Consider the following 24,659-nt stretch of genomic DNA (forward strand, 5'->3'; position numbering starts at 1 on the left):
GATGCCTACCAACGGCTAGGCTATCCCCTGCACTACCTACCGATTGATGTGTGTGCAGGTATGTTGGAAAGTAGCGCCAAGCAGTTATTAGGAGATTATCCCTTACTGCAAGTTTGTGCCCTGGCGGGAACCTATGAATTAGCCCTTGCACAACTCCTACCAAGGCAATTACCCAGTCGGATGATTTGTTTTATTGGTAGCACTTTAGGTAATCTTACGCCTGGTGAGTGTGATATTTTATTTAGTGAAATTACAGAAGCTCTGCAAGTAGGTGAGTATTTCTTATTGGGAATAGATTTACGAAAGCCGAAACAGATTTTGGAACCAGCTTATAACGACAGCCAGGGAGTGACAGCAGCATTTAACATGAATATGCTGGAGCATTTAAATCAGCGATTTGAGGGAAATTTTGACACTATGCAGTTTGAACACTGGGCGTTTTACAATGAAAGTGAGCATCAAATAGAGATGCATCTACGCAGCCTGCGATCGCAAATTGTCGAATTACGCGCTCTTAACCTCAAAGTTAATTTTGCACTAGGTGAGACTATCTTCACCGAAATTTCTCGCAAATTTGACCTCAATGCTATCAAGCAACAACTCACCGCCCAGGGGTTATCACCTCTTCATGTGTGGACAGATCCAAATCAGTGGTTTGGTTTATTGCTCTGTCAGCTGCAAGCGTAAAGCAAGCAAGTTAGAGTATGCCTCATATATAGATGAGATTTGTCCTATCCAGCAAGAGAGATTCTAATAGTTCTCTCTTGCTAGGCTAGTATTTTCACTAGTTAAAGTTGCATATCATGTATATAATATATTAATGTACCTCCCGATTATTCCAAACGAGTAAACTAAATTTTTAAGCGATGATTATTGCTGCATCGAAGTTATGGGAAAAATTCTGCTGAATATAGGAATCCGTGGCTGAGGCTTAGTTGCAGTTATATTGGCATTAGCAGCAGAAGAGTTATTAGCTGCCTCAGCGAGGATAGGTGGCTTGCTGTTGGTGGAATTGGCAAAATCACTCAATTGGATAGTGGAAGGTGAATTTGAAGATATAGAACTAATATTATTAGTATTTTGCCTGTCGGATTTGTCAGGAGTTTGAGCTTGAGATGGAGTAACTATGAAAATCGAACTTGTTCCTAATACTAGTACTAGCAGATTACAAATATATTGTTGCATGGGGATTATTCAAATTGGTTAATAAAGATTCAAAGCTTCAAGAAGTTGTGTTGATTCGCCGTTTGAAATAAAGCCGCGATTTTCCCAGATAAATCATTATGTTGTCAAATAAAACCTGGCCACAGCGATTTTATATGAACAGAGTACTAGTGTATTCTTGACATTTCAATGCAGCTTATTACATCAATTCACTAACAAAAACCTAACCCCTCCTCATCTTTTCTAAAAAGAGAACGGTGATTCTAGGATTATTGAATCGGTCTTATCGAGAGTTTGTAAATAGATACACCTGGAATAATTGGCGTTTTTTTCGTCAACTAAGCCAGCACAACTATTAATAATTTAGTTGTATTTAAGTTGTTATTGAAAGAGCAATATTACTGAATTTTTTTAAACCCCTGATTTTTGGCAAAGAATGCTATTAGTTCGTATATTTAAGTAGCTAAAATAAAAGATATATAAATTTTTCATAAAACTCCTAAATGATTCATGAAATTATTGATTGGATAATTATAATTTTCACAATTCAAATAGGATTGCTAGCTAAGTTTAGCTGTAAACCCAAACCAGCCAACAATTAAACAAGAATTATGTCTATATTTTAAGGTTTACCATCCCCACCAGAAACTTTCAGGGCAGTTGTTAGTTCTTACAAGTTAGACTAGACCTCTCTAGTTAGTGACGGCGACACCTGCACCCCTATTTTTCTAGAAATATATGAAATTTATAACCTTCAAATATCCCTTCGCATTTATGCTAGTCAGTTTCAGTCTCTTGCAGACAGCTGATGCTCAAACTCCAATACCTGAAACCTCCAAGCTATCTCAGGAAGTTTCTGTGCTTCGGAAACAGGGTTCAAGTGGGTTACAGGTATTTCTCAAATCTCATGCTAATACGCTAAATACCGATTCTTCAGGTACAGTTATACCTTCCTCTGTACTTCGGGTAGCTTTAGACGAATTATGCCAACAACGGGACTGTTACGCCTCTCGTCTGTACTGGTACACTGATATAGAACAAGCCAAAGCTGCTGCTAGAACTAGTGGTAAACCCATTCTATCTCTGCGGTTACTGGGCAGGTTAGATGAAGATTTGAGTTGTGCTAATAGTAGGTTTTTCCGGGTAGCGCTGTATCCAAATGTTGAGATTTCTAAGAGTATTGTGGAAGGAGTCCGCTTTTTCCCAGACTCGATTGAACCTATTGCTCCAAGCTCCAGACTGCAAGGTATTTTAGAGGATTTACCGTGGGCGATTCTCTAAAGAGACGCTGCGCGAACGCAGTAGATACAGAAAAAGCTCGTTCAGAGGTAATTATTAATCCTGTAGTGCTGGCAGTGCGACGCATCCTTAATTCCTCAATCAGCGTGTTTTCAGGGGAAGAGTTTAACGTTGATGCGAGTATTGGACTCAACGGTGTATGTGATTTCCTCCTTTGCCGTTCACCTGAACAATTAACGGTGGAAGCACCTGCAATTGTCATTGTTGAGGCGAAAAAATCAGATTTAAAATCTGGACTCGGACAATGTATTGCAGAAATGTTAGCTGCACAGCGATTCAATCAAGCAAGAGAACAACCCTTAACAGCAATTTACGGTACTGTAACCAGTGGAACACAATGGCGATTTCTCAAGCTAGAGGGACAAACAGTCACAATTGATTTAATGGATTATCCTCTTCCTCCTATTGAACCAATTCTGAGCTTTTTGGTGTGGATGGTGAAAGCAGGCTAATTTTATTCAGAAATTGATCATTAAAATAACTCCTAATTCTATAATTCATTTACCAGAGGTTAAGTAAGTATTAATCAGTCAAAATATCACTCATATATAAGAAGCGCATGACAACTAAACCGAAGATTTTTATTGATGGAGAATCAGGAACCACAGGCTTACACATTTACTCACGCCTCAACCAACGGGATGACATTGAGTTAGTTAGCATTGAAGCATCTAAACGTCGGGATGCAACTGAGCGAGCCAAACTGATTAATGCTGTCGATGTTATCATTCTTTGCCTGCCTGATGACGCAGCCCGCGAAGCTGTGAGCTTAGTCAGTAGTACTACAGTTAAAATCCTTGATGCTAGTAGTGCCCATCGCACAGCAAAGGGCTGGGTATACGGCTTCCCTGAACTCAATCCAGGGCAGCGAGAGAAAATCGCCAGTGCCCAGTTTGTCAGCAATCCGGGCTGTTATCCGACGGGATTCTTGGCTTGTATCCGTCCGTTGATTGCTAAAGGACTGCTGAAGAGCAACTTTCCGATTACCGTTAATGCAGTGTCAGGTTATTCTGGTGGCGGAAAGAATCTGATTAAGCAGTACCATACCTTCCACGAACAGCAAGCCGGAGCAGAGTCACTCTATCCCTATGGCATCTACGGTTTACAGTTTGGGCATAAGCACGTTCAGGAAATGCATCAGTATTCGGGGTTAGCATCGCCGCCGTTATTTGTACCGGCAGTCGGGGATTTTGAGCAGGGAATGCTGGTACAAGTGCCTTTGCCGCTGGGGATTTTGGATAATCCACCATCAGGTGAAGTTATCCATCAAGCAATTGCTGACTACTACCAAAGTGAAAAGTTTGTGCAGGTTATTCCATTTCAAGATTCTACTCTGCTGAGAGACGGAACGTTTTTGGATGCGATGTCTACGACGGGCTACGCCTACGCAATCAACGGCACCAATTTTGTTCAGGTTTTTGTATTTGCCAATGACGCTACCAAAGAAGCGTTGCTAGTTGCTCGTCTTGACAATCTGGGCAAGGGCGCATCTGGAGCCGCAATCCAAAACCTAAACATCATGCTGGGTTTTCCAGAAGAGTTGGGCTTGTCATAAAAGGCTCAAATTCCTGACTTCTGAGAGGATACTAGCTTGAAAGTATGGAATGGGGAGCAGGAGAGCAATAAAATACGATGTCAAAAGGAGGGAATTGAGCTTTAACAAATGGAGATAGGAATTAGGAGTTTTTAATTCATTCACTTCTAACTCTTAATTCCTAACTTTTTTTACAACTTCAGATTCCAAGCAGCAAAAGCTAAAGCACCCCAACCGGCTAAAAAGGCTACACCGCCTAGTGGTGCGATGGCTCCTAAAGATTTAATACCAGTTAAGCTAAGGGCGTATAAGCTACCTGAGAAAATAGCAATGCCAATGATGAAAAGCCATCCACTTATTACAAGGGTAGGTTGAGGAAATTCGGTGCGACTAATTAGTACTGCTACGAGAAAAAGTGCCAGAGCATGATACATTTGGTAACGAGCGCCAGTCTCAAAAATTTCTAGCGCTCGCTCACTAAGTTTTTCTCGCAAGGCATGGGAAGCAAAAGCACCAGCAGCTACCGACAAACCGCCTAAAACGGCAGCTATGCTCAAAAAAATCTGCGTCATTAGACTTAGCAGTAAGTTGGTGTGAGATTTAACGCGCCATTGGATATCAATTAGACATCAAAATGATATGATATAGCCCCTTCTTCGTTCACCTTAAAGTTTGCATTGAATTCTTTAGCTTTTTCATCTAAAAATTGTCTGGCGTTGGCTGCGGGTAGTTGTGACTGCATTGCAAAGCCCAAAACAGTTACACGCCCATGATTTTCTTGTAGCATCTCATAAAAAACCGATTGGAGGCGATCGCTAACTTGTTGATTAAGTGCCTTTTTTTCCTGCCGACTTTGACGGTACAATCCCAGTGCTAACCATGTTCCCAGTGTTAGGGTAGGAACGCCAAAAATTAGACCACCAACAGCACTATTATTATCTTCATAAGTAGCATTTAGTGCAGGAAAATCATATTCATCTATGGGTAATATGATGGCTTTATGTGTAGCAAATTTTTCAAATAGTGATGTTGCTGATAGCGTTAAAAACATGAATCCGAGCGTCAGTAGCCAACCAGCAGCCAATTTTTCAGCAGTCTTCATAGTTCTACTTCAGATTTGAACTTTGTTAGGATTTTAACCTGACTTTTGCAAAGGTTCCAGGTTCCAGTATATTAATTTGCTACTAGCGTAGGGGTAGCCCCTGGAATACCTACCAGTTTTAAGCCTTGAGATTGTCAAATCGCAGCAAAGGTATAATATTCATCTTGCTGCGACTTGAAACTTACTTACGTATAGCTTCTAGCAGACGGGAAAAATAGAAGCTAGTCCGAGTCATCGACTCTCGTTGCAATGAAAAGCCATTACTTTCTAGAATTTTCACCACATCAGCCTCACGATGCAAATATGCACGAGTGGCTTTACTTGGCCCAGGAAAGAAACTGCCAATTTTCTTGAGAATAGTCAAAGCGCAAGTCTTTGGCGCAAAACTGAGAATTATCCGCGACTGTGCTAAAGAACAGAGGTGAGAAATCATCTCATCGGCTTTTTCTTGGGGGTAGTGGATGAGAACATCTAAGCAAATAACGGTATGATAACCACCACTTAACGATTCCAAATCCTGCACAGCAAAAGTAGGATTTTCGGCATTTCCCAAAGTTTTGATGGCTCTATCTTTGCCTTCTTCTACCATTTTTTCAGAAATGTCAGTAGCATAAATTTTGGCACCATCTACCGCTAGGGGAATGCTGAGGCTACCCATACCACAGCCTGCATCACAAATTGATAACTCTGGTAAATTGTTATCCGCCTTCAGCCAGCCAAGAACAGTATCCACAGTTTGCTGGTGTCCATTGCGGATGTCTAATTGGATTTTGTTGACTTCGCCATCGCCGTAGATTCGCCTCCAACGCTCAAACCCTGTGGAATTGAAATACTCGCGAACAATCGTTTTATCGTCGGCTGCGTTCATAAACTTTGATTTTTAAGGGTTCCCAATGTTTAAAATTATCATTGATAGGAATCCATAAGAGTGGTCTTCCAGATTTTTCTAGTTTATTTACACTTTATAGTTGCCATCTGATACTAACACCATCTCCACATTTTCCCGGCGATGCACACTTACCACTTGCAATACGGTTCGGATAACCACTCTTCACTTTCCTTGTGGTCTGGGAAAAGGTTAAGGGGTAAAGGATGTATTTAAAACCTTTCTCCGTTATCCGAACCGTATTGGTCAGAACTCCTGATAACATACCTGTATCGAAGTTACTTTTGACGCTTCGCCATTTTTGTAAAACTTAAAAAGGTTCAGGAGCATGGCTCAAGCTAGTATTGGGATTATTGGTGGTAGCGGTCTTTACAAAATGGATGCGCTCAAAGATGTAGAAGAGATGCAAGTTAAGACTCCCTTTGGTTCACCATCTGATGCTTTGATTCTGGGGGTTTTGGATGATACACGGGTAGCTTTCTTGGCGCGTCATGGCCGCAATCACACGCTTTTACCGTCTGAGTTACCGTTTCGCGCTAATATCTATGCGATGAAGCAATTGGGTGTGAAGTATTTAATTTCAGCTAGTGCTGTGGGTTCCTTAAAAGCAGAGGCGAAACCACTGGATATGGTGGTGCCAGATCAGTTTATTGATCGGACAAAAAATCGGATTTCAACGTTTTTCGGTGAAGGAATTGTCGCTCACATTGCTTTTGGTGATCCGATTTGTCAGAATTTGGCTGTTATGTTGGCAGATGCGATCGCATCTCTCAATTTACCAGAAGTTACTCTCCATCGCGGCGGTACTTATGTTTGCATGGAAGGCCCAGCTTTTTCTACTAAGGCAGAATCAAATCTTTACCGTAGTTGGGGTGCAACAATTATTGGCATGACTAATTTACCAGAGGCGAAGTTGGCAAGGGAAGCGGAAATTGCTTATGCAACCTTAGCGCTGGTGACAGATTATGATTGTTGGCATCCCGACCATGACAGTGTGACGGTGGAGATGGTGATTGGTAATTTGCTGCGGAATGCTGTGAATGCTCAAAAGGTGATTCAAGAAACCGTGCGGCGCTTGAGTGAAAATCCGCCACCGAGTGAGGCGCATTCGGCGTTGCAATATGCGATTTTGACTCAGTTGGATAAAGCACCAGCAGCGACGAAGGAAAAGTTAGGGTTATTGTTGCAGAAGTATTTGTAATACTAAGAATTCAGAATCCAGAATTTATCAGAATTGGAGATCCCAATTTCATAATTTGAAGAAAATCAAGCAGCCTTACCACCCTTGATTTTCCAGCCATTCTAACTTCTGAGTTCTGACTCCTGAATTCTTACAAAATAACTAATGACAGACAAGACCTCGCTGATATAATACCTGTTTATGTTTGATAACGTATTTAGCAGAGAATACAGTTGCGATCGCACTATTATCAACCAAAGCGATTCCCAATCCAAAATTGGATCATTTGCGTGTGCCAATATCATCACATAGATGGCGATCGTTCTCACTCACATTGGAGTTATTTTGCAAATAATCGCGCACCCAAGCACAACCCTTAACAGTAGCCTGCCGTTCGCGCAGCTTCTGCTAGAGAAGTGCGAGCTTCTCTAGCAGAAGCTGCGTCAACGCGGCACGGATTTTGAACCTATCAACACCACTGATATATAGCACTTCCGGCTATTATGAAGCACAATTTTACCCACATCCCTTTCCTATCCTAACTTTTGAGACGGTGTGCGTACCTCATAGCAGGCGGAAGTGCTGTATAGGACTCATATTTGATTTTTGAACAAACTCAGTACAACTCAAAGAGACTTCTTCCCTACTCCCCACTCCCAGCCTACGCAAATAATTTCAGAAATCAAATCGGATTGCTATACAATCAACTGACTTAAAGCTGATGTCCAGGCAATTAAACGCTACCTAAAACCATAAAAGCCTGCGTAGGCAGGCTTTACTTCGGTAGCCCCAGACTTTAGCCTGTGGGCACTTTCAGATTTTTGCAACAGATTAAATGACTAATTTCAATCAATGTCTCTGACTGTCTTTTTTACTGCGTCGCCTGCATTTTCAGCTGTGCGCTGAACATTCTTACCAGCATCCTCAGCCGTGCGCTGAACATTCTTACCAGCATTCTCAGCCCCACGCTGAACATTTTTTGTCACGTCTTCGGCAGCATTCTGGGTATTACCCTTGAGATTTTCAATTCCTCGCTGAGTCCCCTTAACAACACCTTTGCGAACTTCTTCAGCAGAACTGTTGATATCTTCACCCAGGTTCTTCACTCTTTCACCAAGTGGTGTACCTTGTTGGTAGTTTTTGACATATTGCTCTTGGCTGTCAATTCCTTTCTGCTCAACATTTTTTTGAGCATTTTTTGCTAAGGCATCACCTCTATCATTCGCTGCCTTTTCATCTTTCGCTCTGGGATCTACATCACTAAAGTTATTTATCCCACCAGCAGGAGAAGAGAGAGGATAATCTTTTGTGGGATCGTATCGTTTGGAATAAGGTGATTGAACATCAGGCTGGGCTGGCTGTGTTGCTACTCCTGGATCTCCACAAGCTTGTGTCAGAAATATAAATATTCCTGCAAAAAAAACAGTTAAAACCTTCAAGGGACGAATGTTTTTCAGCCAAGTCATTGATTTTTTCATAGTCGTAACTCCTTGCATTTTTGTGACTAAGTTAAACTTCAACCAAGATGGCATTTAGAATTGATTTCCAATCCTAAGCACTAAGACATAATAAGACTTTTATCTGCCAACTGCTGGATTTTTTTGTAATTCAGGTCTGGCGTTCGCTTCATCTGCCTTATCTTTCAAAAAGCCGGAAGCTTCTTCAACAGCCTCTGTTACAGTGTCAAGACGCTCTTGAAGCCGAGTTCCTAAATCTGGTTCATTCTGAATCAAACCACCTGGTTCAGGTTGTTGGAAGTCCTTGGCCGTGATGATTGGCAGTTCTGCTTCCTTCTGAACTCGACCTGCTGGTGTCTCAGCACCAGGATAAAGTAGCTTGGATTCTGTATTTGCAGCAATCAACAATTGCGAACTTGGTTGTAAACTAGCTTGGTCGTCTCCCTGATTGGCTTTTGGGTTTGCTATTTTTGGATCGGTAGACATTCTGTAGTTGGTATACTTGTCTCCACCATTCTTATAAGGATTGTTTGCTCCCCCAGCTTGGACAGCAGGATTTTGTGGATTTGCACCTTGAGCATTTGCCCCACTACAAGCAGTGCTAACTATCAACAATAATCCAGCTAAGAAGATAGTTAATATCTGGCGCAATCTTATTTTTTTCAAGAATACTCTTACAGCGTTCATGTAGTCCTCCTTACCAAAATGTTTATTAATAAGCTAAAACTTTGCTGAATCATTGGATTCATCAGCAAGTTATTATGCTTATTTTGGTTTTTTAAGCTTTGATAACCTCTATCAAGGATATGAATTATAAAATTAACTTTACCTCTAGCGCAGGCCACATTTTAATTAGTATAGATATAATATTTTTATCTAACTCTAGAGAGATATAAAATAAAATAATATAGTTTTCGTAAAAAGAACTACATAGACTTGTTTAATACTTCAAAAGCTTTGGATAGGTAGCCGATGAACTGTAATAGTTGAGGCATTCAGTCCTTGTTGCTCTAACCGTTAAATTACTAAATTAATGAAGCAATTTTTACGCTGGATAATTTTGGGGGGAACGCTGTTTTTTTTAGGGAAAGCTCTGAAGGATAATTGGATTGAAGTGACTGGTATCCGCATTGATGGGGTAGGGTGGTCAATTATAGCGATCGCTACAGGGGTAACATTACTAGCACATACTTGGGCAGGCTGGATCTGGACTTGGATTCTTCAAGAGTTAAATCAACCCGTATCATCTTCCCAGTTCATCCAAGTTTACCTCAAAACGAACATAGCTAAATATTTACCAGGCAATATCTGGCATCACTATGGGCGAATTGTCGCCGCCAAAAATGCCAATGTTTCTGCTGGTGCAGCCACCTTAAGCGTTTTGCTGGAACCGCTACTCATGCTAGCGGCTGCTTTAATCATCATTATCCTATGCAGTAGCCAATTTGCGGCAGCCAATACTACCCTTATTCTGCAAATACTACAATTGCTGAGTTTAACTGTAGTCCTTTGTGCGATTCATCCCTGGTTTTTAAACCCAGTTATTCGTTTTTTGTACAGATTGAAAGCAAAAAAGTCTGATGTCACCACTGAGTCAATTGTTCCCTTCACTCTTAAAAAGTATCCCCTACGGCCTTTATTAGGAGAAGTGGGCTTTTTGGGACTACGCGCCACCGGGTTTATATTAACTATATTCGCCCTGGATTCGTTAAATGTGAATCAAATTCCTTTGTTGTTGGGGGCTTTTAGCTGCGCTTGGTTGTTGGGGTTTATCATTCCGGGTGCGCCTGGGGGGTTAGGTGTGTTTGAAGCGACTGCCTATGAACTTTTGCGACACAACTTTCCCTCTGCTATAGTATTTAGTGCGATCGCTTTATATCGCCTTATTAGTATCCTCGCTGAAACTGCGGGTGCTGCCTTCGCTTGGTTAGACGAACGCCTTGCTAATTCATGAATCAGGCAAAACTCATTTTTGTCTATCTACCTTCATCTGTGAAAACACCCGATAATCATCCAGGTTAAACTGCGGATTACTGCTTTGCTCCTCTTCTTTCATCTTAATCAAGTTATATTCTACGTTTTCTGTGTAAATTGCAAACGTGATATTAAAAACTTCCATAAAATTGATTACCCACTTACACTCATCTTCAGGATATTTTTCGTAATAACGAATCAAATTAGCAATCCTAATTTCTAAATGCCTACGGGAGTTTCTACAAATCAAAATAGTCTTTAGCAGTATAATCACCAGTGTTAGAGAGTGGCCTTGGGTAAGCAATATTATAAATAATGACGAAGGTTCTTTGCCATTTTCTGTTGTTAAACAATCAATCACTCGATTACAGGTTCTCAAGAAGAATTCTTTAGTGAGAATTTCTTGATTATAATCTTTCTTCCATGAAGATAAATTCTTTGCGAACTGCTGCCGCAAACTCTCGACCAATTCTTGATTATCTACAGAAAAAAATATATATTTTTCTATACTTTTTTTAAATTCTTCAAGAGTTTGCTCTTGAGTTTGCTTGATAAATATATTGGCAATATTTTCATGACTAAATACACCTCTTTTTAAAACAATTGCTTTTATTAAACGCAGTGCATTATCTCCCAAAATACTGGGATTATTGTAGCGTGTTGTACTTGAGGCGGCAGATTGAGAACGAGCAATATACATTGCTAGTTCAAACTTAAATTTGTCTTTTATCTGTCTAGAAAGCCTTCTAGCAGCCTCTTGTTGCTCTATTGGATTATTTTTATTAACAGATTGATCGATTAATAAATAGGAAGTGTAGCGATTAGCCCAATGACCTTTAGATGATTCCTCATATTTAGCAGCAAATAATTTTAGTTCTTGATAGTCTTTGCTGTTGATGAAATTATTTAGCCATCTTTTAGAAATATTTATCGCTGGAAAACTATTGGTTTTTACTGTCAGATTTTCATTAGCAAATAAATTAACTAATTCTTTGATATATTTATCTTTTCTATTGGTTATCCAATTGTTAATTATTATATAAATACACCGCTTCAGTGTATTACAAAACTCCTGTTCGTTATTATCTAAAAAAATTCTGTATATCCCAGGTATATAATGAGAGTCCTGTGAATCCAGACCCTCTATAAATAAAGTTTTGAATTCCCGTAAAGTATCATCTGGCGACAACTTTTTGACAATTTCCCCGAAGAAGCTATAAACCTCCTCCTGTGAAATTTGCACATTTAGCGGTCTAGATTTAGACGTAATACAATGCGGATATCCCTGACTAATTGATAAACTCTTAGCGGTCATTCCAGTTATCAGGATAAAAATGCTTCCTGTTCATATTATTATCAGCTTAACCTGAGTGAACAGTAGCATCAATCTATTCTTCAGAGATTCAGTAATCTTTTTACACAAAATTGATAAACTCGGACTATAAATAAAGTATTAAACACAAATTGTTTAGTACTTCATCAAATAGTTAAGTAAAATTACTTAGGTTAAAAATTAAATGCCATACATAGAAGAATGGGCGAGTTGATATATGTTAAATACAACCCGCCCATAGCCTCTATAGGAGTCTTTTGGAATTTTAAATGGGGGTGGAGGGACTTGAACCCACACGACCGTTTAAGGTCAACGGATTTTCATTCTCCCGCAGTTTTCACTGCTACCTGATGATTTTACTAAGGTCAGGTTTTAAGAATTGGACTCTCCCTTTACCCTCGACTTAACGTTAGGGTAGCTCCCGTCGGGTCTCTGCACCTTCCGAATAGTTATGAGTTTTGAATTTACTCAGCACTCAGCACTTCCTTCGGCTTGGCTCAGGATTGCCATGTCTGTCACCAGATTTAGGTTTCCCTGAGTTTGAGAGCTTCCACTTGAGGGATTTCTCCTTCAAGGCTCAGTTATCTAAGTCCGTAGCGTCTACCATTCCGCCACGCCCCCGTTGCTATTTGACAACTAGTACAACTAGTTATTTTGTGGAGGCAGTAAACACTTCCTTATCTATTCCACCATCAATTGTGTCTTTTGTCCAACTAGATTAAAAATATTTTTTTCACATTGATTGTACGATTGTTTTCTAGAGTTGGAAGTCTTCTTTGTTTCCTTGTAATCAATCTGGATAAACATTTCCCTTCTTGTTTGACTAAAGCATCTGTTTGCTAGTGGATTTATCATAATAGCACAATATTACCTTTTGTAAATCAATCTGGACATAAATGAGGAATTCTGGCGCAGTTATATTAAAAGCATCATGATTATACTTCGCTGAGTCTGGCTCTTCAGCCTATGATGGAAAACAGATGCTTTAGACAAAAAAGTTATGATTGTCGCCCTGCTGTATCTGATTTTGGCTGGAGCTTACCTTCTAGTAATCCCGATCGCTGTCTTGCTGTACCTGAAACAGCGTTGGTATGTAGCTAGCTCCATCGAGCGTGTCTTTATGTACTTTTTGGTGTTCTTCTTCTTTCCGGGTTTGTTGGTTCTATCGCCGTTTGTAAATTTTCGACCCCAACGGCGACAAATTGAAGTTTAACGAAATTGGTAGGTCATAACTCTCATGCGACGGATTGACGCTATTGGAATTGGCTTGGGTGTTTTTATTACCGGCGGTTTGGCATACTTCGGATTGCAGCTAGTTGGTTTGGATAATCAAAAAGCTGGTATATGGAGCCAAGTCTTACTAGTTAGTGGGTTAGTTGGCTGGTTAGCCACCTATTTTTTCCGTGCGGCGGGACAAAAAATGACCTACCACCAACAGCGGGAACAGTATGAGCAAAACTTTCTGCAAAAGCGGCTAGATGAGCTTACTCCCGAAGAGCTAGCACGAATTCAAGCTGAAATAGAACAAGAAGAGCAATCTCAGGTGTAAAGTTATCATTGGTCAGTTGTCCTTTGTCTAGTTATGAATGACCAATGACAACTGACTATTGACCAATGATTTTTGATACATTGACTAAAATGACTGCTATTTCTGATTGCTTTGAAACTCTTGGGCGCGATCGCCAGTGCGCTCTAATTCCGTTTATCACTGCTGGCGATCCAGATTTAGAAACAACAGCAAAAGCTTTGCAGGTTCTAGATCGTAGTGGAGCCGACATTATTGAACTGGGCATACCCTACTCCGATCCTCTGGCGGATGGGCCAGTAATTCAAGCAGCAGCTACCCGCGCCTTGCAAAGGGGAACGAAATTAGAGCAGGTGCTAGAAATGCTGCAAGGGATTACTCCCAAATTGCGATCGCCCATTATCTTGTTTACTTACTACAACCCAATTTTGCACCGTGGCATTGAAAAATTTCTCTCTGCAATTGCTGCGGCTGGGGTAGCGGGATTGGTAGTACCAGATTTGCCCTTGGAAGAAGCAGCAGGGTTGCTCAAACCAGCTAAGGAGATGGGAATTGATGTAACTTTGTTGGTTGCTCCCACCAGTTCCGCCGAACGGATAAAAGCGATCGCTACCTCCTCCCAAGGATTTATTTATTTAGTTAGTGTCACAGGGGTTACAGGGATGCGATCGCAACTGGAAGTCCGAGTGTCAGATTTACTCAAACAAATTCGTGGTGTTACTGATAAACCCATTGGTGTAGGCTTTGGCATCTCCGAAGCTGCACAAGCGCGTCAGGTCAGGGAATGGGGCGCAGATGCCGCGATCGTAGGCAGCGCTTTTGTGAAACGGTTAGCCCAAGGTACACCAGAGCAGGGACTAAATGCGATCGCCGAATTTTGCCAAAGTCTCAAGGCAGCCATCAACACCAACAACACCAGCACAAATACTCCTCTTGATTAAACAGAGAAAGTAGATTAAAAAAGTATAACAGTGTAGTTTTTTATCCTTGTTTAGTAGACAATTTGACCATTATGGTCTTGAATATTAACATCAGATATCAGGATGTAAAAAAACTAGCTAATCCGGTCGCTTATATTTTGAGTATTATGTGAAGTCAAGTAGGCAAAAGTATAGTGAGTATGAGTGTGAGAGTGAGTCAGTCACAAATCGTTATAGTTACGTCGCAATTGAGGAGCAAAGGCGATGAGTGAGAGTATGGCATTTATCGGCGGGGTTGCTGTAGCTGGGCTGGCGGCTCTCGTATTGCTCAAAGGAACAAATACCCCCCTACAATCTAACTTCGCTGTGGCTCCGCAAATGCCGGGGACTGTAGTCGCGCCGGGAGTACAGCCACAAATGTATTCTCCTTACAACCCTTATGGGCAACCAATGTATCCCGGTCAGGTTCAGCCGCCAGTTGCTCCCAATACCGACCAGCGCCTAGAGATGGAGAAGTTCAATACGCAGATGCAGCTAGAGCGTTTAAAAAATGACAATGAACAGCTGAAGGAACAGCTGAAGCTGCAAAATCAACAAATCCAAGGTCAAGTCCAAAATTTCAATACTCAGCAGCAGTGGCTGTCAGCTCAGCAAAATAACCAACAAAAAGCAGCAGCATTCCAGCCGCAAAATCCTTCTTGGTGGTCTTCACCCATGCTTTGGGCTGTGGGAGGCGCAACTCTGACTATTGGTGGTGGGGTTGTCGTCGCTGGGGTATTGGCTTTGTTCTCGCCACGGCAGCGTCCAGCCCGTACTGTACAAGTGATTCACCCCTACCAAGGAAATACGCCATCCTTGGTTCCAGTCCGTCGCGCTGAGTTTTTACCCGCTTCACGGATGGAAGCAAGACGAGTTGAAGCCCCAGAATACGACGAAATGCAGTAATAACAAATAAATATCCGACAAAGCATCTAGGTAAGAGATATACGGGGTAACACTGTTAAAATACTGCCTAGATGCTTTTTTTGTACATGAGTGATTAATCAAGCTCAAAAAGCGGATGAAACTCAAAAAACTGGCGATGTCTTTGACGATCTGCGCTAACGCAGCATTACTAATCACAGTCTGTGCAGCTTGTCAACCTGTGGATAAGGTTGCCATTTATGAGAAAAATAATGGTAAGCAGCCAGTCCAGGCAGAACTTTTAGCTAAAATTGCTGTCGGATATGCAAAATTAGGACAACAGGATAAAGCCTCGAAGTTATTAGCCCCAGCTATTCAAACTATCAAAATCAATGAGTCTATTAAAACAAGTGAGTCTATTTACATTACAGGCAAATTGTTAGAGCAGTTGGGAATTACTTACGTAGAAATGGGACTATACGACAAAGGACTTCAACTAGCAAAATCTCTTAAAGTAGACGATTCAAGAGACAAAGACTATATCTTGAAGCGTATTACTACTCCCATGTTGGAAGTGGGGCAATACGAAAAAGCTCTTCAGATTGCCAAATTAATACCAAATGGTCATGTATTTTCCAGTCAAGAAAATAGCATTACTTCTCCATATATAGCTTCTCAATCTATAGTAATGTCTGAAGTTGCACTTAAGTATGCACAAGCAGGACAAAAGGCTCAAGCACAACAGATATTAGTACAAGCACTTCAAAAAGCTAAAACCAGTGATGAGATGGCTGAAATCGCACTCAAATATGCACAAGTTGGACAAAAAGCAAAGGCATTGCAAGTGCTAGCACAAGTCTTACAAAATGCAGGAAAATATCCATACTATATCGCTAAAGTGGCTGTTAAGTATGCACAAGTTGGACAACAGGCTAAGGGAGAGCAGTTGTTAGCCCAAGCCTTTCAAAGTGTTAAAAAGAAAAAAGATGCTGGAACAAAATATCTTGATTTAGCTGATATTGCTATTGGTTATGCAAAACTGGGGCAATTCAACCAAGCTATTGAGACTACCAAATTGATAAAGGATTACCTTCGTTCTTATAAAGATCCTTTTGATTCAATTAATGCTAAAACCTCAGAAGTGTTTGCCGAAATTGCTAAGATGTGTGCAGCAGCAGGGCGATATGAGCAAGCCTTTCAAGTGATCCGGGAAATAAAGCGCTCTGACACGCAAAGAGAAGCGTTGGGTGTAGTTGCTGTTGAGTACGCAAAAAAGAGTCAATACGAGCAAGCTTTTCAAGTACTTAAAGAGGATGTACTTAAAGAGAAGGCTGAGACTATTTTGTTTAATCCTAACGGCGACTTGGTTTTGGCTAAAATTGTTGAGCAAGCTACTAAAGCAGAACCATCTGCTAAAGCAGAGCAGGTATTATCCCAAGCACTTGAAGTTGCTAAAACTATGAAATTGCATTTCCGTGATCATAAAGTTGAGGTGATAACTGCGATCGCTATTGGGTACACAAAAATACAACAAAAAGATAAAAGTAAGCAATTATTAGCACAAGCCCTTAAAATTGCTGAAAATACGGATTACTAAAAAAATTAGTTCAACACCGATAGGTAAAGGTAATAAGATGATCATTACCTATTACCAATAAATCTGAAACATTATAATTAACAAACTTTAATCTCACAAACCGCCTTCAGGAGTTTGTGTATTACTTGGACTCTCTGTTATTCCAGCAGGGTTAGTAAGTTTCTGTTGGGTATTTTTCTGATTACCTTGAGTGTCTACTTTAGGCAGTGCCTGTTTTGCCAGATTTTCGGCTGCTTGTTTAAATAATGGTTCTATTCTGTTTCGCCAATATTTAGTATTAGGCAACTTTTCTGGATGGTTTCTATAATCTAAAACTTTATCCCATTTACCATCATCTATTGCTTTATTGATTTCATTAGATAATGCTTCCGCTTTCGCCCAATCTTCTTGCCACTGGGCAATTACTTTGCCCGTCTCTTGGATACTAGAAGCCGCATTTTCTGGAATCGATCTCAAAAGTGCGATCGCACCAAGTATATCTCCTGATTCATACTTCTGTCTTGCTTGTTCTATAATATTGGCACTGTTATCATTAGGTTGCGATCGTTCTAATTTCTCAGCATCGGAATTTTCTGGTAATGGAGTTACTACATTCCTCGCTTTTGGTTTTGGCTGGGGAATCGGTCGAGTCGCAATTAGGCTACTATCATCTACAATCTTAGTTGCAATCCCCTTTTCGCGCAGACAAGAAGCCCATTGATCTTTATTTGCTATCACATCCGAGTGTGCCCAAGCCAAACGTTTAGAGTTAAGTTTAACTTCTATCCAACCTCGTTTTGTCCGCTTGCCTGTTACCTCAAAATTGGTGTTATCAGCAACAGTTTGCAAAACATTATCAGAATTTATCGAACTAGGTTCAGAACGGATATTAGAATTTCCGACGACAACAGCCGAGCATTTGTTTGCTAAGGCGGTATCGTTACCTGTAAGATTAAGAGCTAAATTTTTCACATTTGGATATACATTTGCTACCAAGGCAGCCGTACCACCTGCCAATAATATGCCAATTAATATCGGCCATGGGTCGGATTTACTAGAGTCTTTACGGACAGGTTTGACAGGATTTGCTGGTGCAACTGCAACCGTTTGCAGCCGAGATACTTGAGGCTGGGATTTGGCTGCTTCTTGCGGTTTGAAAGGTGCTGGTACAGGATTAATTGCGTCTTTACACGCTTGCAGTGCTTCCGTGGCATTTTGGTAGCGGTCTTTGAAGTGATAATGTACCATCTTGGACAACACTGCCGCCAGTTGGTAGTTTACGGTTACTGAGTGCTGCCAGATGATTTCGCCCGTTTCCGGGTCTTCTTGCAATTCTGTTGCCGAGAGTCCAGTTAATGCTTGAATGGCGATGATGCCGAGGGAATAGATATCACTATTGGGGCGGGGTTTACCTTGCCCTTGTTCTGTGGGCATATAGCCAGGAGTGCCGATAATTACTGTGGCATAGGGTTGTCCGCCAACTGTTACCATCTGTGTACGCAGTTGCTTGACTGCCCCAAAGTCCACTAAAACTAACTTATTATCTGAGGCGCGACGGATGATATTATCCGGTTTGATGTCACGGTGAATCACACCTTGGCGATGAACAAATTCGAGAATTTCTAGAACTTCCTGCAATAATTGAATTACTTGGCTTTCACTCCAGCGCTTACCAGGTATAAGTTCTTCAGCTAGGGTATGTCCTTCAATATATTCTTGTACTAAATAAAATTCTTGGTTTTCGTCAAAGTACGCTAGCAGCCTGGGTATTTGGTCATAGTTGCCCAGTTTTTCTAAGGTTTCGGCTTCGCTGTTGAACAGGCGTTTAGCAGTATCAAAAACTCTGGGGTCAGTTCCGGGTTTGAGGTGCTTGACAACACAGATGGGATTGCCTGGTCGCCTAGTATCTTGGGCAATGTAGGTTTGACCAAATCCTCCCATTGCGAGGACTCGAATTACTTGGTAACGATGGTCTAGTAGCTTGCCTATCATATTTCCTCCCCAGAGTTATTACCTAATTTTTCAGCTGGTAATAAATATCTCCAAATTTTCTTCAATGAAATCCGCTATCTTGAGAAAAGATTTAGATTAAAAACGCAGCTTTTTAATAAACACAGACTATTTATTTTTCTTTTAGTGTCCCTGTTTACTACCAATGCCACCTAAAATAACCAACTCAGTTGCATGGCAGCAGGCTGAAATCCTCATGCAACCTGCTTTCATTCGCGTTATTGACAATATCCGCAAGTTGCTTGATGAATCTTCCTGGACGGGAACTTACCACGATGTATTGATTTGGCCGCCTAGCACCACTAATGAAATCAAAGCATTGGTGACTGAGCTGTTGCAAGCAATGGAAACTGCAACACCCGAAGAAGCAGATGAAATCAGAGAGAGTTTGGCTCGTCTGCCGATGCCCCATCCAGGATATCATCTACGTTTGGAGCGTCAACAGCAACAAGCAAGTATCGATTTGTGGGAACTGTGTTATCGAGTGTGCTTTATAGAATACAGTCCAGAGAGGGAAGCTGCTGATACTGATACTAGTTTAATTGATGAACTGGGAGAAGTGGATTGGTTGCGTTTGGATGCTAAAACAAAGGAGTTAGTTGAACTGGCGTTCGCTAGTTTACCAGAGAGTTGAAGCCCTTAGAGGCTGTTTGAAAAGTTTTGAGAGGTCAAATTTTATGCCAGTCGCCTCACCATGATCCGGATCATGGTAGGGTAAATAAACGTCTCCGATGTTTCGGGCAATAACTCATAATCTCGAACCAATCGCCGATACCCCATCAGCCAACCAAAAGTGCGCTCCCTGCTTCCCCATCTTTATCATTCTCCCACTCTATTATTAGTTGTAGTTGTCTGAGTTACTCCCAGAGTGTCCTAATTCTTGTTAACTTAAAAGGATGCTAATTAATGCTGAACTCCTACTACAATACCAACGCTGTAAACGCCGACCTTTTCTAGATATCCACGGTGACAAAAGTCAGCGTGATGCTCCTAATGAGTTGCTGCGGAAACTGCAACAGGACAAAAGCGCCCATCAACTGAGTGCTTTGGCACAGGTGACTTATCACCAACCAGATTATTCTTATGGAAATTGGGAAAAGGGAGAGAAGGCAACTTTAGAATTGATGCAACGTGGGGTTGAGTATATCTATAAGGGAGTACTGTCAGCAACTTATTCTGAAGCATACACCCTGCTAAGTCGTCCAGATTTACTTGTGAAACAACCAGGACAATCCGATTTTGGAGATTGGCTGTACGTCCCGGCTAATATTGAACTCGGTAAGCGTCCTAAGCAAGAATATCAAGTTGTCGCTGCATTTCACGCCCAAGTGTTGGGAACAGTGCAGGGAGTTGCACCTGAAACAGCTTCACTCATATTGCGAACCAAAGACAGAAGCTATGCGGTGGATTTGTTCAAATGGACACCACAGATGCAGCAGATTTTAGAGGAGTTTATTCAAGTTTTAGAGTTACCAAATCCGCCAGAGGTGTTTATTGCTCGGCAAAAGTGTAATCTTTGCCATTGGTATAGTCAATGTTATGCGATCGCCCAATCAGAAAAGCATCTCTCACTGTTACCAGGTGTAACACCCATTCGCTACACTCAACTCCAAGCTTTAGCTATCACCACACTGGAATCTCTCGCTAACACCAGTCCTAGCAGCTTAGAAAACCTACTTGGTTTTGATCGGGAAGTAGCGCCTAAACTAGTAGTGCAAGCTCAATCTGCATTAGAAAAACGACCACTTATTTTACCCTATCCGCTACCAATAAAAGAGGTTACATTTACAGCGCCCATAGAGCTTTACTTTGATATTGAGGCACAACCAGACTTAGATTTAAATTATCTTTTGGGTGTTTTAGTCGTTGATAGACTTGCCAATACAGAACAGTTTTATTCGTTTTTAGCAGACAAACCAGAAGACGAAGAATTAGTTTGGCAGCAATTTTTGGATTTGGTTTGGCGATATCCCGAAGCGCCAATTTATCATTTTTGTGTCTACGAGTTTGATACAGTCAAACGGCTAGCAAAGCTTTACAGCACTCCCTACGCCTCAGTGCGTCCTGTACTGAATCGGTTTGTGGATGTGTATGAACAATTAACCCAAAGTGTAGCATTGCCTGTAGAAAGTTATGCCCTGAAAGCGATCGCTCGTTGGTTAGGATTTGAGTGGCGCGAAAAAGAAGCTAGTGGTGCCAAGTGTATTTACTGGTATGATCAGTGGTTAGAAACAGGCGATCGCGCCTTACTAGAAATTATCCAAAGCTACAACGAAGATGATTGCCGCGCTACCCGCAGAGTGAAAGACTGGCTCGTTAAGTTTTTCCAGGATGAATATAATTTGCGACTAGCTTAAGTAATTTCGTATTTTTTAAAGGTTTGCAATTGCTTGGAATACATATTATTTGTAGCGGCGCACAGATGTGCAAGATGTGCACCCCTAACGCATATAGCGGTTCTCAGTTGAGTGAGGTACAAGAACCCCACCCCCAACCCCCTCTCCGCTCTTCGAGAGGGGGCTATGAGGTACCTCATGTGATTAGGAAACGCTGTATTGCATCCTTCAGCGTGATATCTTATTTGTAGTTTTTATACTTTAAAAAAAATTCTATGCAGCTAATTAAAAAACTCTTCACATCCCTGCGAATTATTTACTTTTTCATCTCGATTTTAATTATCAGTTTTTTCTTCACAAACTTACCGTCAAGCGCTGTTGAGGTCAGTAGCATAGAGTTTATCGGTGAAGCCACTTTACCGAAAGGTTTAATCTTCAAAAAAACTGAAGTTGGAGGTTTATCTGGAATTACCTATGATCCAAAAAAGAACCTTTATTATGCTATTTCTGATGATCGGGGACAAAAAGCTGCCGCCCGTTTCTACACCTTGAAAATCGACTTGAGCAAGGGTTCCCTAAACAAAAGTGGAGTTGTTCCTGTCAGTGTTACCACATTGTTAAATGAAAATGATCAAACATTTCGCACTGGTGAAAGTGATACAGAAGGTATTGCGTTAACTAATAAAGCAACTGTATTTATTTCTTCTGAAGGCAATGCTGAAAAATTAATTAATCCTTTTATTAAAGAGTTTTCGCTATCTTCTGGCAGGGAAATTGCAACGCTTCCCATACCAAACAAATTTTTGCCACACAAAAGTAGTGAAGAAGGTATCCGCAACAATTTAGCTTTTGAAAGCCTCACCATCACACCCGATAAAAAGCATATATTCACAGCCACCGAAAATGCTCTAATTCAAGATGGTGTCGCAGCTAAAGCTAACATCGGTACTCCTTGCCGCATTTTGCAATACAACTTGTTTAATAACCAGCCAGAAAAGGAGTTTCTTTACCAAACTGAACCAGTTACACCATTTTTGAATCTGACTGGTAAATTCGCTAGTGGATTACCCGATTTACTTGCTCTCGATAATCAAGGACACTTCCTAAGTTTAGAACGGTCTTTTACTGGTTTAGGATTTGCTATTTCCTTGTTTCAGGTTTCTTTAGAAGGAGCTGATAATATTTATAATATTGATAGTCTCTTAGCAGTTGACTCCAAGAATATTAAACCAGTTCAGAAAAAACTGCTGTTAGATTTGAGAAACCTAGATGTACTGCTAGACAACATTGAAGGCTTAACTTTTGGCCCAAAACTACCCGATGGTCAGCAATCATTAATTCTTGTTAGTGATAACAATTTTAACTCCCTGCAACGCAACCAGATACTAGCCTTTAAAATTAAAATTGAAACTCCGCTAATTAGATTATTACGTCGGCTACTTCCAAATCTCAACCGTTAACTGTACAGAGATTAAGGTAATTTTCTTTACTATTAGTTACTTCTTTGTAGCTTGCTCCTGTGTATTCACGGACTCGTTCAAGTAAATTTATCTAGCCTATTTGTAGTTTCAGTGTAATTTCTCAACCGTTTTCCTGAATAAATATGTTACACAATGTTTAAAAGCTTTTGCAGATAGATGATTTATGGTTATGACAATGAACTTTGTTTTTTAGATTACATGATTATTTATGTAGAAACTCTGATATTTACTGAGATTTAAAAATTAATAATTAGCTAGACTTATTAAAGTATTTTGCCAGCACTATTTTTCATAAATGATTTTTATGACACAAAATAAAATTGAGAAGATGGTAGGGCAAAAGGTAGAACTAGACGATTACATTGGACAATTTCTAAACGATCGCTATTTAATCAGAGATTTGATTGGCAAAGGCGGGATGGGTCGAGTTTACTTAGCAGAAGATACTGCTAAAGGTGGTATGCCGATCGCAATCAAAATTTTATCACTCAGTTTGGCGAACCAGCAAATGTCTCAACGCTTTGCCAGAGAGATTTTTATTGGCGCTCAATTAGGTCGCAAAAGTAAACATATTGTTCGCATCTTCAGTTACGGAGTTACTGAGGAAAAAATTCCTTTTTATATTATGGAATACCTCCAAGGTAAAAATCTCAAACAGATTCTTAAAATTCAGCCTTTAACAATACCAAAGTTTTTAGAGATTTGTAATCAAATTTGTTTAGGCTTACAATGCGCCCACCAAGGTATCAGCCTCAAAGGAGAGATTTATCCTATTGTTCACAGGGATATGAAACCAGAAAATATATTTATTAGTGAAGATAGCAAACAAGGAGAAATTGTCAAAATACTCGATTTTGGCATTGCCAAGTTTTTAACAGAGCGAAGTGGGATGACCCTAACAGATTCTTTTATCGGCAGTTTGCCTTACTGTTCTCCAGAACATATGGAAGGACGCAAACTACTAGATGTGCGTTCTGATATCTACAGTTTGGGAGTACTAATGTTTGAGATGCTGACAGGGAAACATCCATTTCAGATAAAAAGTAACTCCTTTGGTAGTTGGTATCAAGCACATCGCTTTCAAATTCCACCTACAGTTGAGGAGGTAAATCCGCAACTTAAAATACCCCAATTATTGCAAAAAATATTGACGAGTTGTTTAGCAAAAGAAGTAAGCGATCGCCCCCAAAATATCAACCAAATATTAGAAGATTTAGAAAAAGTTAATGTTCAGCTTAGTCTTAGCAATAGCAACGACATTATTAACCTCTCATCTCCAATTCAATTAGTACCTGCAACATTATTATCAGAAAAAGAGTGTTTTCAGAAAAGTTGGCCTACAAATAAACCAATCGCGCCAATTGGATTTCCCCATTTACTACATACTCCCCAAAAGTCTATACCAACTTTTTGGGCAATGTTGCCAAAACAAGAAATTGCAAAATTTTTGGGCAAAATTCATAGCACTAAATTTATTAGCCAAATGAATCTTTACCCAATGCTATTGTGGATAACAGTGCTATACGATGCCCAAAATTCTTTGACTAAGTGGCTACCTTGCTTTCTGGATTTAAAAGATCATAAAGGGCATAAAATAGCACGTAGTTTGGCAGAAGTAGGCTACTATCATCTACTATTTTTTACCTTAGAAGCTCCAAACATTTGCTCCCATGTAACAACTTTAAGTCTCACAGCTAATCAGCGCCAGCAACTTATAGATTGGTTGGATATCACTCAACAACCAAATGAATCAATTTTGCCTAACCAAGCTAAAAATATTTTAAAAATAGAATACGAAGAACTTAAATTGGATATATTACGAGGGTTAGCCGTGGAGCAAAAAACTGATAAAGAAGGTTTAAAAAATTGGATAGCTAAATTTTGGGAGATTTTTTTTAAAACTTTATCACATCATTGATATCTGGCAATTCAAATTATTGTCACTATTAACTAATGATATTTTTATGGGTATATCGTTA

Annotated in this window: 20 protein-coding genes and 3 pseudogenes; 14 read left to right on the plus strand and 9 right to left on the minus strand. The window is 40.4% G+C overall.

Going from position 1 to position 24,659, the window contains the following annotated elements:
- Nucleotides 1-687, plus strand: a 687-nt coding sequence (locus ACEW80_RS20245; protein ID WP_373528314.1) for an L-histidine N(alpha)-methyltransferase, incomplete at its 5' end; no start/stop codon positions are given.
- 183 nt (nucleotides 688-870) lie between these two features.
- Here the strand turns inward: ACEW80_RS20245 and ACEW80_RS20250 are convergent.
- Entirely contained in the window at nucleotides 871-1,185 is a 315-nt protein-coding gene (locus ACEW80_RS20250) for a hypothetical protein (protein WP_373528315.1), read from the minus strand.
- A 1,128-nt stretch (nucleotides 1,186-2,313) separates the two neighbouring features.
- On the opposite strand from ACEW80_RS20250, the pseudogene ACEW80_RS20255 reads away from it, so the two are divergent.
- Both ACEW80_RS20255 and argC read left to right on the plus strand, forming a co-directional pair.
- Nucleotides 2,314-2,915, plus strand: a pseudogene (locus ACEW80_RS20255) (hypothetical protein).
- Nucleotides 2,916-3,022: 107 nt separating this feature from the next.
- Nucleotides 3,023-4,018 carry an N-acetyl-gamma-glutamyl-phosphate reductase gene (gene argC / locus ACEW80_RS20260; RefSeq protein ID WP_373528316.1) on the plus strand — a complete coding sequence of 332 codons (996 nt, stop codon included), beginning with the start codon at nucleotides 3,023-3,025 and terminating at the stop codon, nucleotides 4,016-4,018.
- Between the two features lie 170 nt (nucleotides 4,019-4,188).
- Here the strand turns inward: argC and ACEW80_RS20265 are convergent, their stop codons facing one another.
- The 3 genes from ACEW80_RS20265 to bchM all read right to left on the minus strand — a co-directional run bounded on the left by ACEW80_RS20265 (nucleotide 4,189) and on the right by bchM (nucleotide 5,967).
- Nucleotides 4,189-4,569 (minus strand): DUF423 domain-containing protein, encoded by a 381-nt coding sequence (locus ACEW80_RS20265; protein ID WP_373528317.1) that lies wholly within the window; start codon nucleotides 4,567-4,569, stop codon nucleotides 4,189-4,191.
- A gap of 50 nt (nucleotides 4,570-4,619) precedes the next feature.
- Entirely contained in the window at nucleotides 4,620-5,099 is a 480-nt protein-coding gene (locus tag ACEW80_RS20270) for a hypothetical protein (protein WP_373528318.1), read from the minus strand.
- Nucleotides 5,100-5,280: 181 nt separating this feature from the next.
- Nucleotides 5,281-5,967 carry a magnesium protoporphyrin IX methyltransferase gene (gene bchM, locus ACEW80_RS20275; RefSeq protein ID WP_373528319.1) on the minus strand — a complete coding sequence of 229 codons (687 nt, stop codon included), beginning with the start codon at nucleotides 5,965-5,967 and terminating at the stop codon, nucleotides 5,281-5,283.
- Nucleotides 5,968-6,313: 346 nt separating this feature from the next.
- On the opposite strand from bchM, the gene ACEW80_RS20280 reads away from it, so the two are divergent.
- A complete protein-coding gene (locus tag ACEW80_RS20280) occupies nucleotides 6,314-7,186 on the plus strand; it encodes an S-methyl-5'-thioadenosine phosphorylase (RefSeq protein WP_373528320.1) in 873 nt (290 codons plus the stop codon).
- Between the two features lie 824 nt (nucleotides 7,187-8,010).
- On the opposite strand, the gene ACEW80_RS20285 is transcribed toward ACEW80_RS20280, so the two are convergent.
- Complete coding sequence (locus tag ACEW80_RS20285) at nucleotides 8,011-8,643, minus strand: hypothetical protein (protein WP_373528321.1); 633 nt, start codon at nucleotides 8,641-8,643, stop codon at nucleotides 8,011-8,013.
- A 99-nt stretch (nucleotides 8,644-8,742) separates the two neighbouring features.
- Nucleotides 8,743-9,309 (minus strand): DUF6658 family protein, encoded by a 567-nt coding sequence (locus ACEW80_RS20290; RefSeq protein WP_373528322.1) that lies wholly within the window; start codon nucleotides 9,307-9,309, stop codon nucleotides 8,743-8,745.
- 346 nt (nucleotides 9,310-9,655) lie between these two features.
- Between ACEW80_RS20290 and ACEW80_RS20295 the strand changes: the two genes are divergently transcribed.
- Nucleotides 9,656-10,576 (plus strand): lysylphosphatidylglycerol synthase domain-containing protein, encoded by a 921-nt coding sequence (locus tag ACEW80_RS20295; protein ID WP_373528323.1) that lies wholly within the window; start codon nucleotides 9,656-9,658, stop codon nucleotides 10,574-10,576.
- A 12-nt stretch (nucleotides 10,577-10,588) separates the two neighbouring features.
- Here ACEW80_RS20295 and ACEW80_RS20300 read toward each other — a convergent pair whose 3' ends face one another.
- Nucleotides 10,589-11,911, minus strand: a complete 1,323-nt coding sequence (locus tag ACEW80_RS20300) for a hypothetical protein (RefSeq protein WP_373528324.1) — start codon at nucleotides 11,909-11,911, stop codon at nucleotides 10,589-10,591.
- A gap of 1,009 nt (nucleotides 11,912-12,920) precedes the next feature.
- Here ACEW80_RS20300 and ndhL point away from each other — a divergent pair.
- The 5 genes and pseudogenes from ndhL to ACEW80_RS20325 all read left to right on the plus strand — a co-directional run.
- Nucleotides 12,921-13,142: pseudogene (ndhL, locus tag ACEW80_RS20305) on the plus strand (NAD(P)H-quinone oxidoreductase subunit L); the annotation flags it as partial.
- Between the two features lie 24 nt (nucleotides 13,143-13,166).
- Complete coding sequence (locus tag ACEW80_RS20310; protein WP_373528325.1) at nucleotides 13,167-13,478, plus strand: DUF3007 family protein; 312 nt, start codon at nucleotides 13,167-13,169, stop codon at nucleotides 13,476-13,478.
- A gap of 89 nt (nucleotides 13,479-13,567) precedes the next feature.
- Complete coding sequence (gene trpA / locus ACEW80_RS20315) at nucleotides 13,568-14,395, plus strand: tryptophan synthase subunit alpha (protein WP_373528344.1); 828 nt, start codon at nucleotides 13,568-13,570, stop codon at nucleotides 14,393-14,395.
- A gap of 243 nt (nucleotides 14,396-14,638) precedes the next feature.
- The gene (locus ACEW80_RS20320) at nucleotides 14,639-15,319 is read left to right on the plus strand and encodes a heterocyst differentiation related protein (protein WP_373528326.1); all 681 of its coding nucleotides are present in this window, start codon (nucleotides 14,639-14,641) and stop codon (nucleotides 15,317-15,319) included.
- A 115-nt stretch (nucleotides 15,320-15,434) separates the two neighbouring features.
- Nucleotides 15,435-16,874: a tetratricopeptide repeat protein gene (locus tag ACEW80_RS20325; RefSeq protein ID WP_373528327.1), complete on the plus strand. Its 1,440-nt coding sequence runs from the start codon at nucleotides 15,435-15,437 to the stop codon at nucleotides 16,872-16,874.
- Between the two features lie 93 nt (nucleotides 16,875-16,967).
- Here ACEW80_RS20325 and ACEW80_RS20330 read toward each other — a convergent pair whose 3' ends face one another.
- Nucleotides 16,968-18,845, minus strand: coding sequence for a protein kinase (locus ACEW80_RS20330; protein ID WP_373528328.1), 1,878 nt, complete (start codon nucleotides 18,843-18,845; stop codon nucleotides 16,968-16,970).
- Between the two features lie 163 nt (nucleotides 18,846-19,008).
- Here ACEW80_RS20330 and ACEW80_RS20335 point away from each other — a divergent pair, with 163 nt between their 5' ends.
- Entirely contained in the window at nucleotides 19,009-19,497 is a 489-nt protein-coding gene (locus tag ACEW80_RS20335) for a hypothetical protein (protein WP_373528329.1), read from the plus strand.
- Nucleotides 19,498-19,538: 41 nt separating this feature from the next.
- On the opposite strand, the pseudogene ACEW80_RS20340 reads toward ACEW80_RS20335, so the two are convergent.
- A pseudogene (locus tag ACEW80_RS20340) lies at nucleotides 19,539-19,664 on the minus strand (transposase); the annotation flags it as partial.
- 95 nt (nucleotides 19,665-19,759) lie between these two features.
- On the opposite strand from ACEW80_RS20340, the gene ACEW80_RS20345 reads away from it, so the two are divergent.
- The 3 genes from ACEW80_RS20345 (at nucleotide 19,760) to ACEW80_RS20355 (ending at nucleotide 24,598) form a co-directional block, all read left to right on the plus strand.
- Nucleotides 19,760-21,220 carry a TM0106 family RecB-like putative nuclease gene (locus ACEW80_RS20345; RefSeq protein ID WP_373528330.1) on the plus strand — a complete coding sequence of 487 codons (1,461 nt, stop codon included), beginning with the start codon at nucleotides 19,760-19,762 and terminating at the stop codon, nucleotides 21,218-21,220.
- Between the two features lie 254 nt (nucleotides 21,221-21,474).
- Nucleotides 21,475-22,659 (plus strand): esterase-like activity of phytase family protein, encoded by a 1,185-nt coding sequence (locus tag ACEW80_RS20350; protein ID WP_373528331.1) that lies wholly within the window; start codon nucleotides 21,475-21,477, stop codon nucleotides 22,657-22,659.
- Between the two features lie 325 nt (nucleotides 22,660-22,984).
- Complete coding sequence (locus ACEW80_RS20355) at nucleotides 22,985-24,598, plus strand: serine/threonine protein kinase (RefSeq protein WP_373528332.1); 1,614 nt, start codon at nucleotides 22,985-22,987, stop codon at nucleotides 24,596-24,598.
- The last annotated feature ends 61 nt before the right edge of the window (nucleotides 24,599-24,659 follow it).

This window comes from Nostoc sp., assembly GCF_041747015.1.
In the GTDB taxonomy this organism is placed as follows: Bacteria; Cyanobacteriota; Cyanobacteriia; order Cyanobacteriales; family Nostocaceae; genus Nostoc.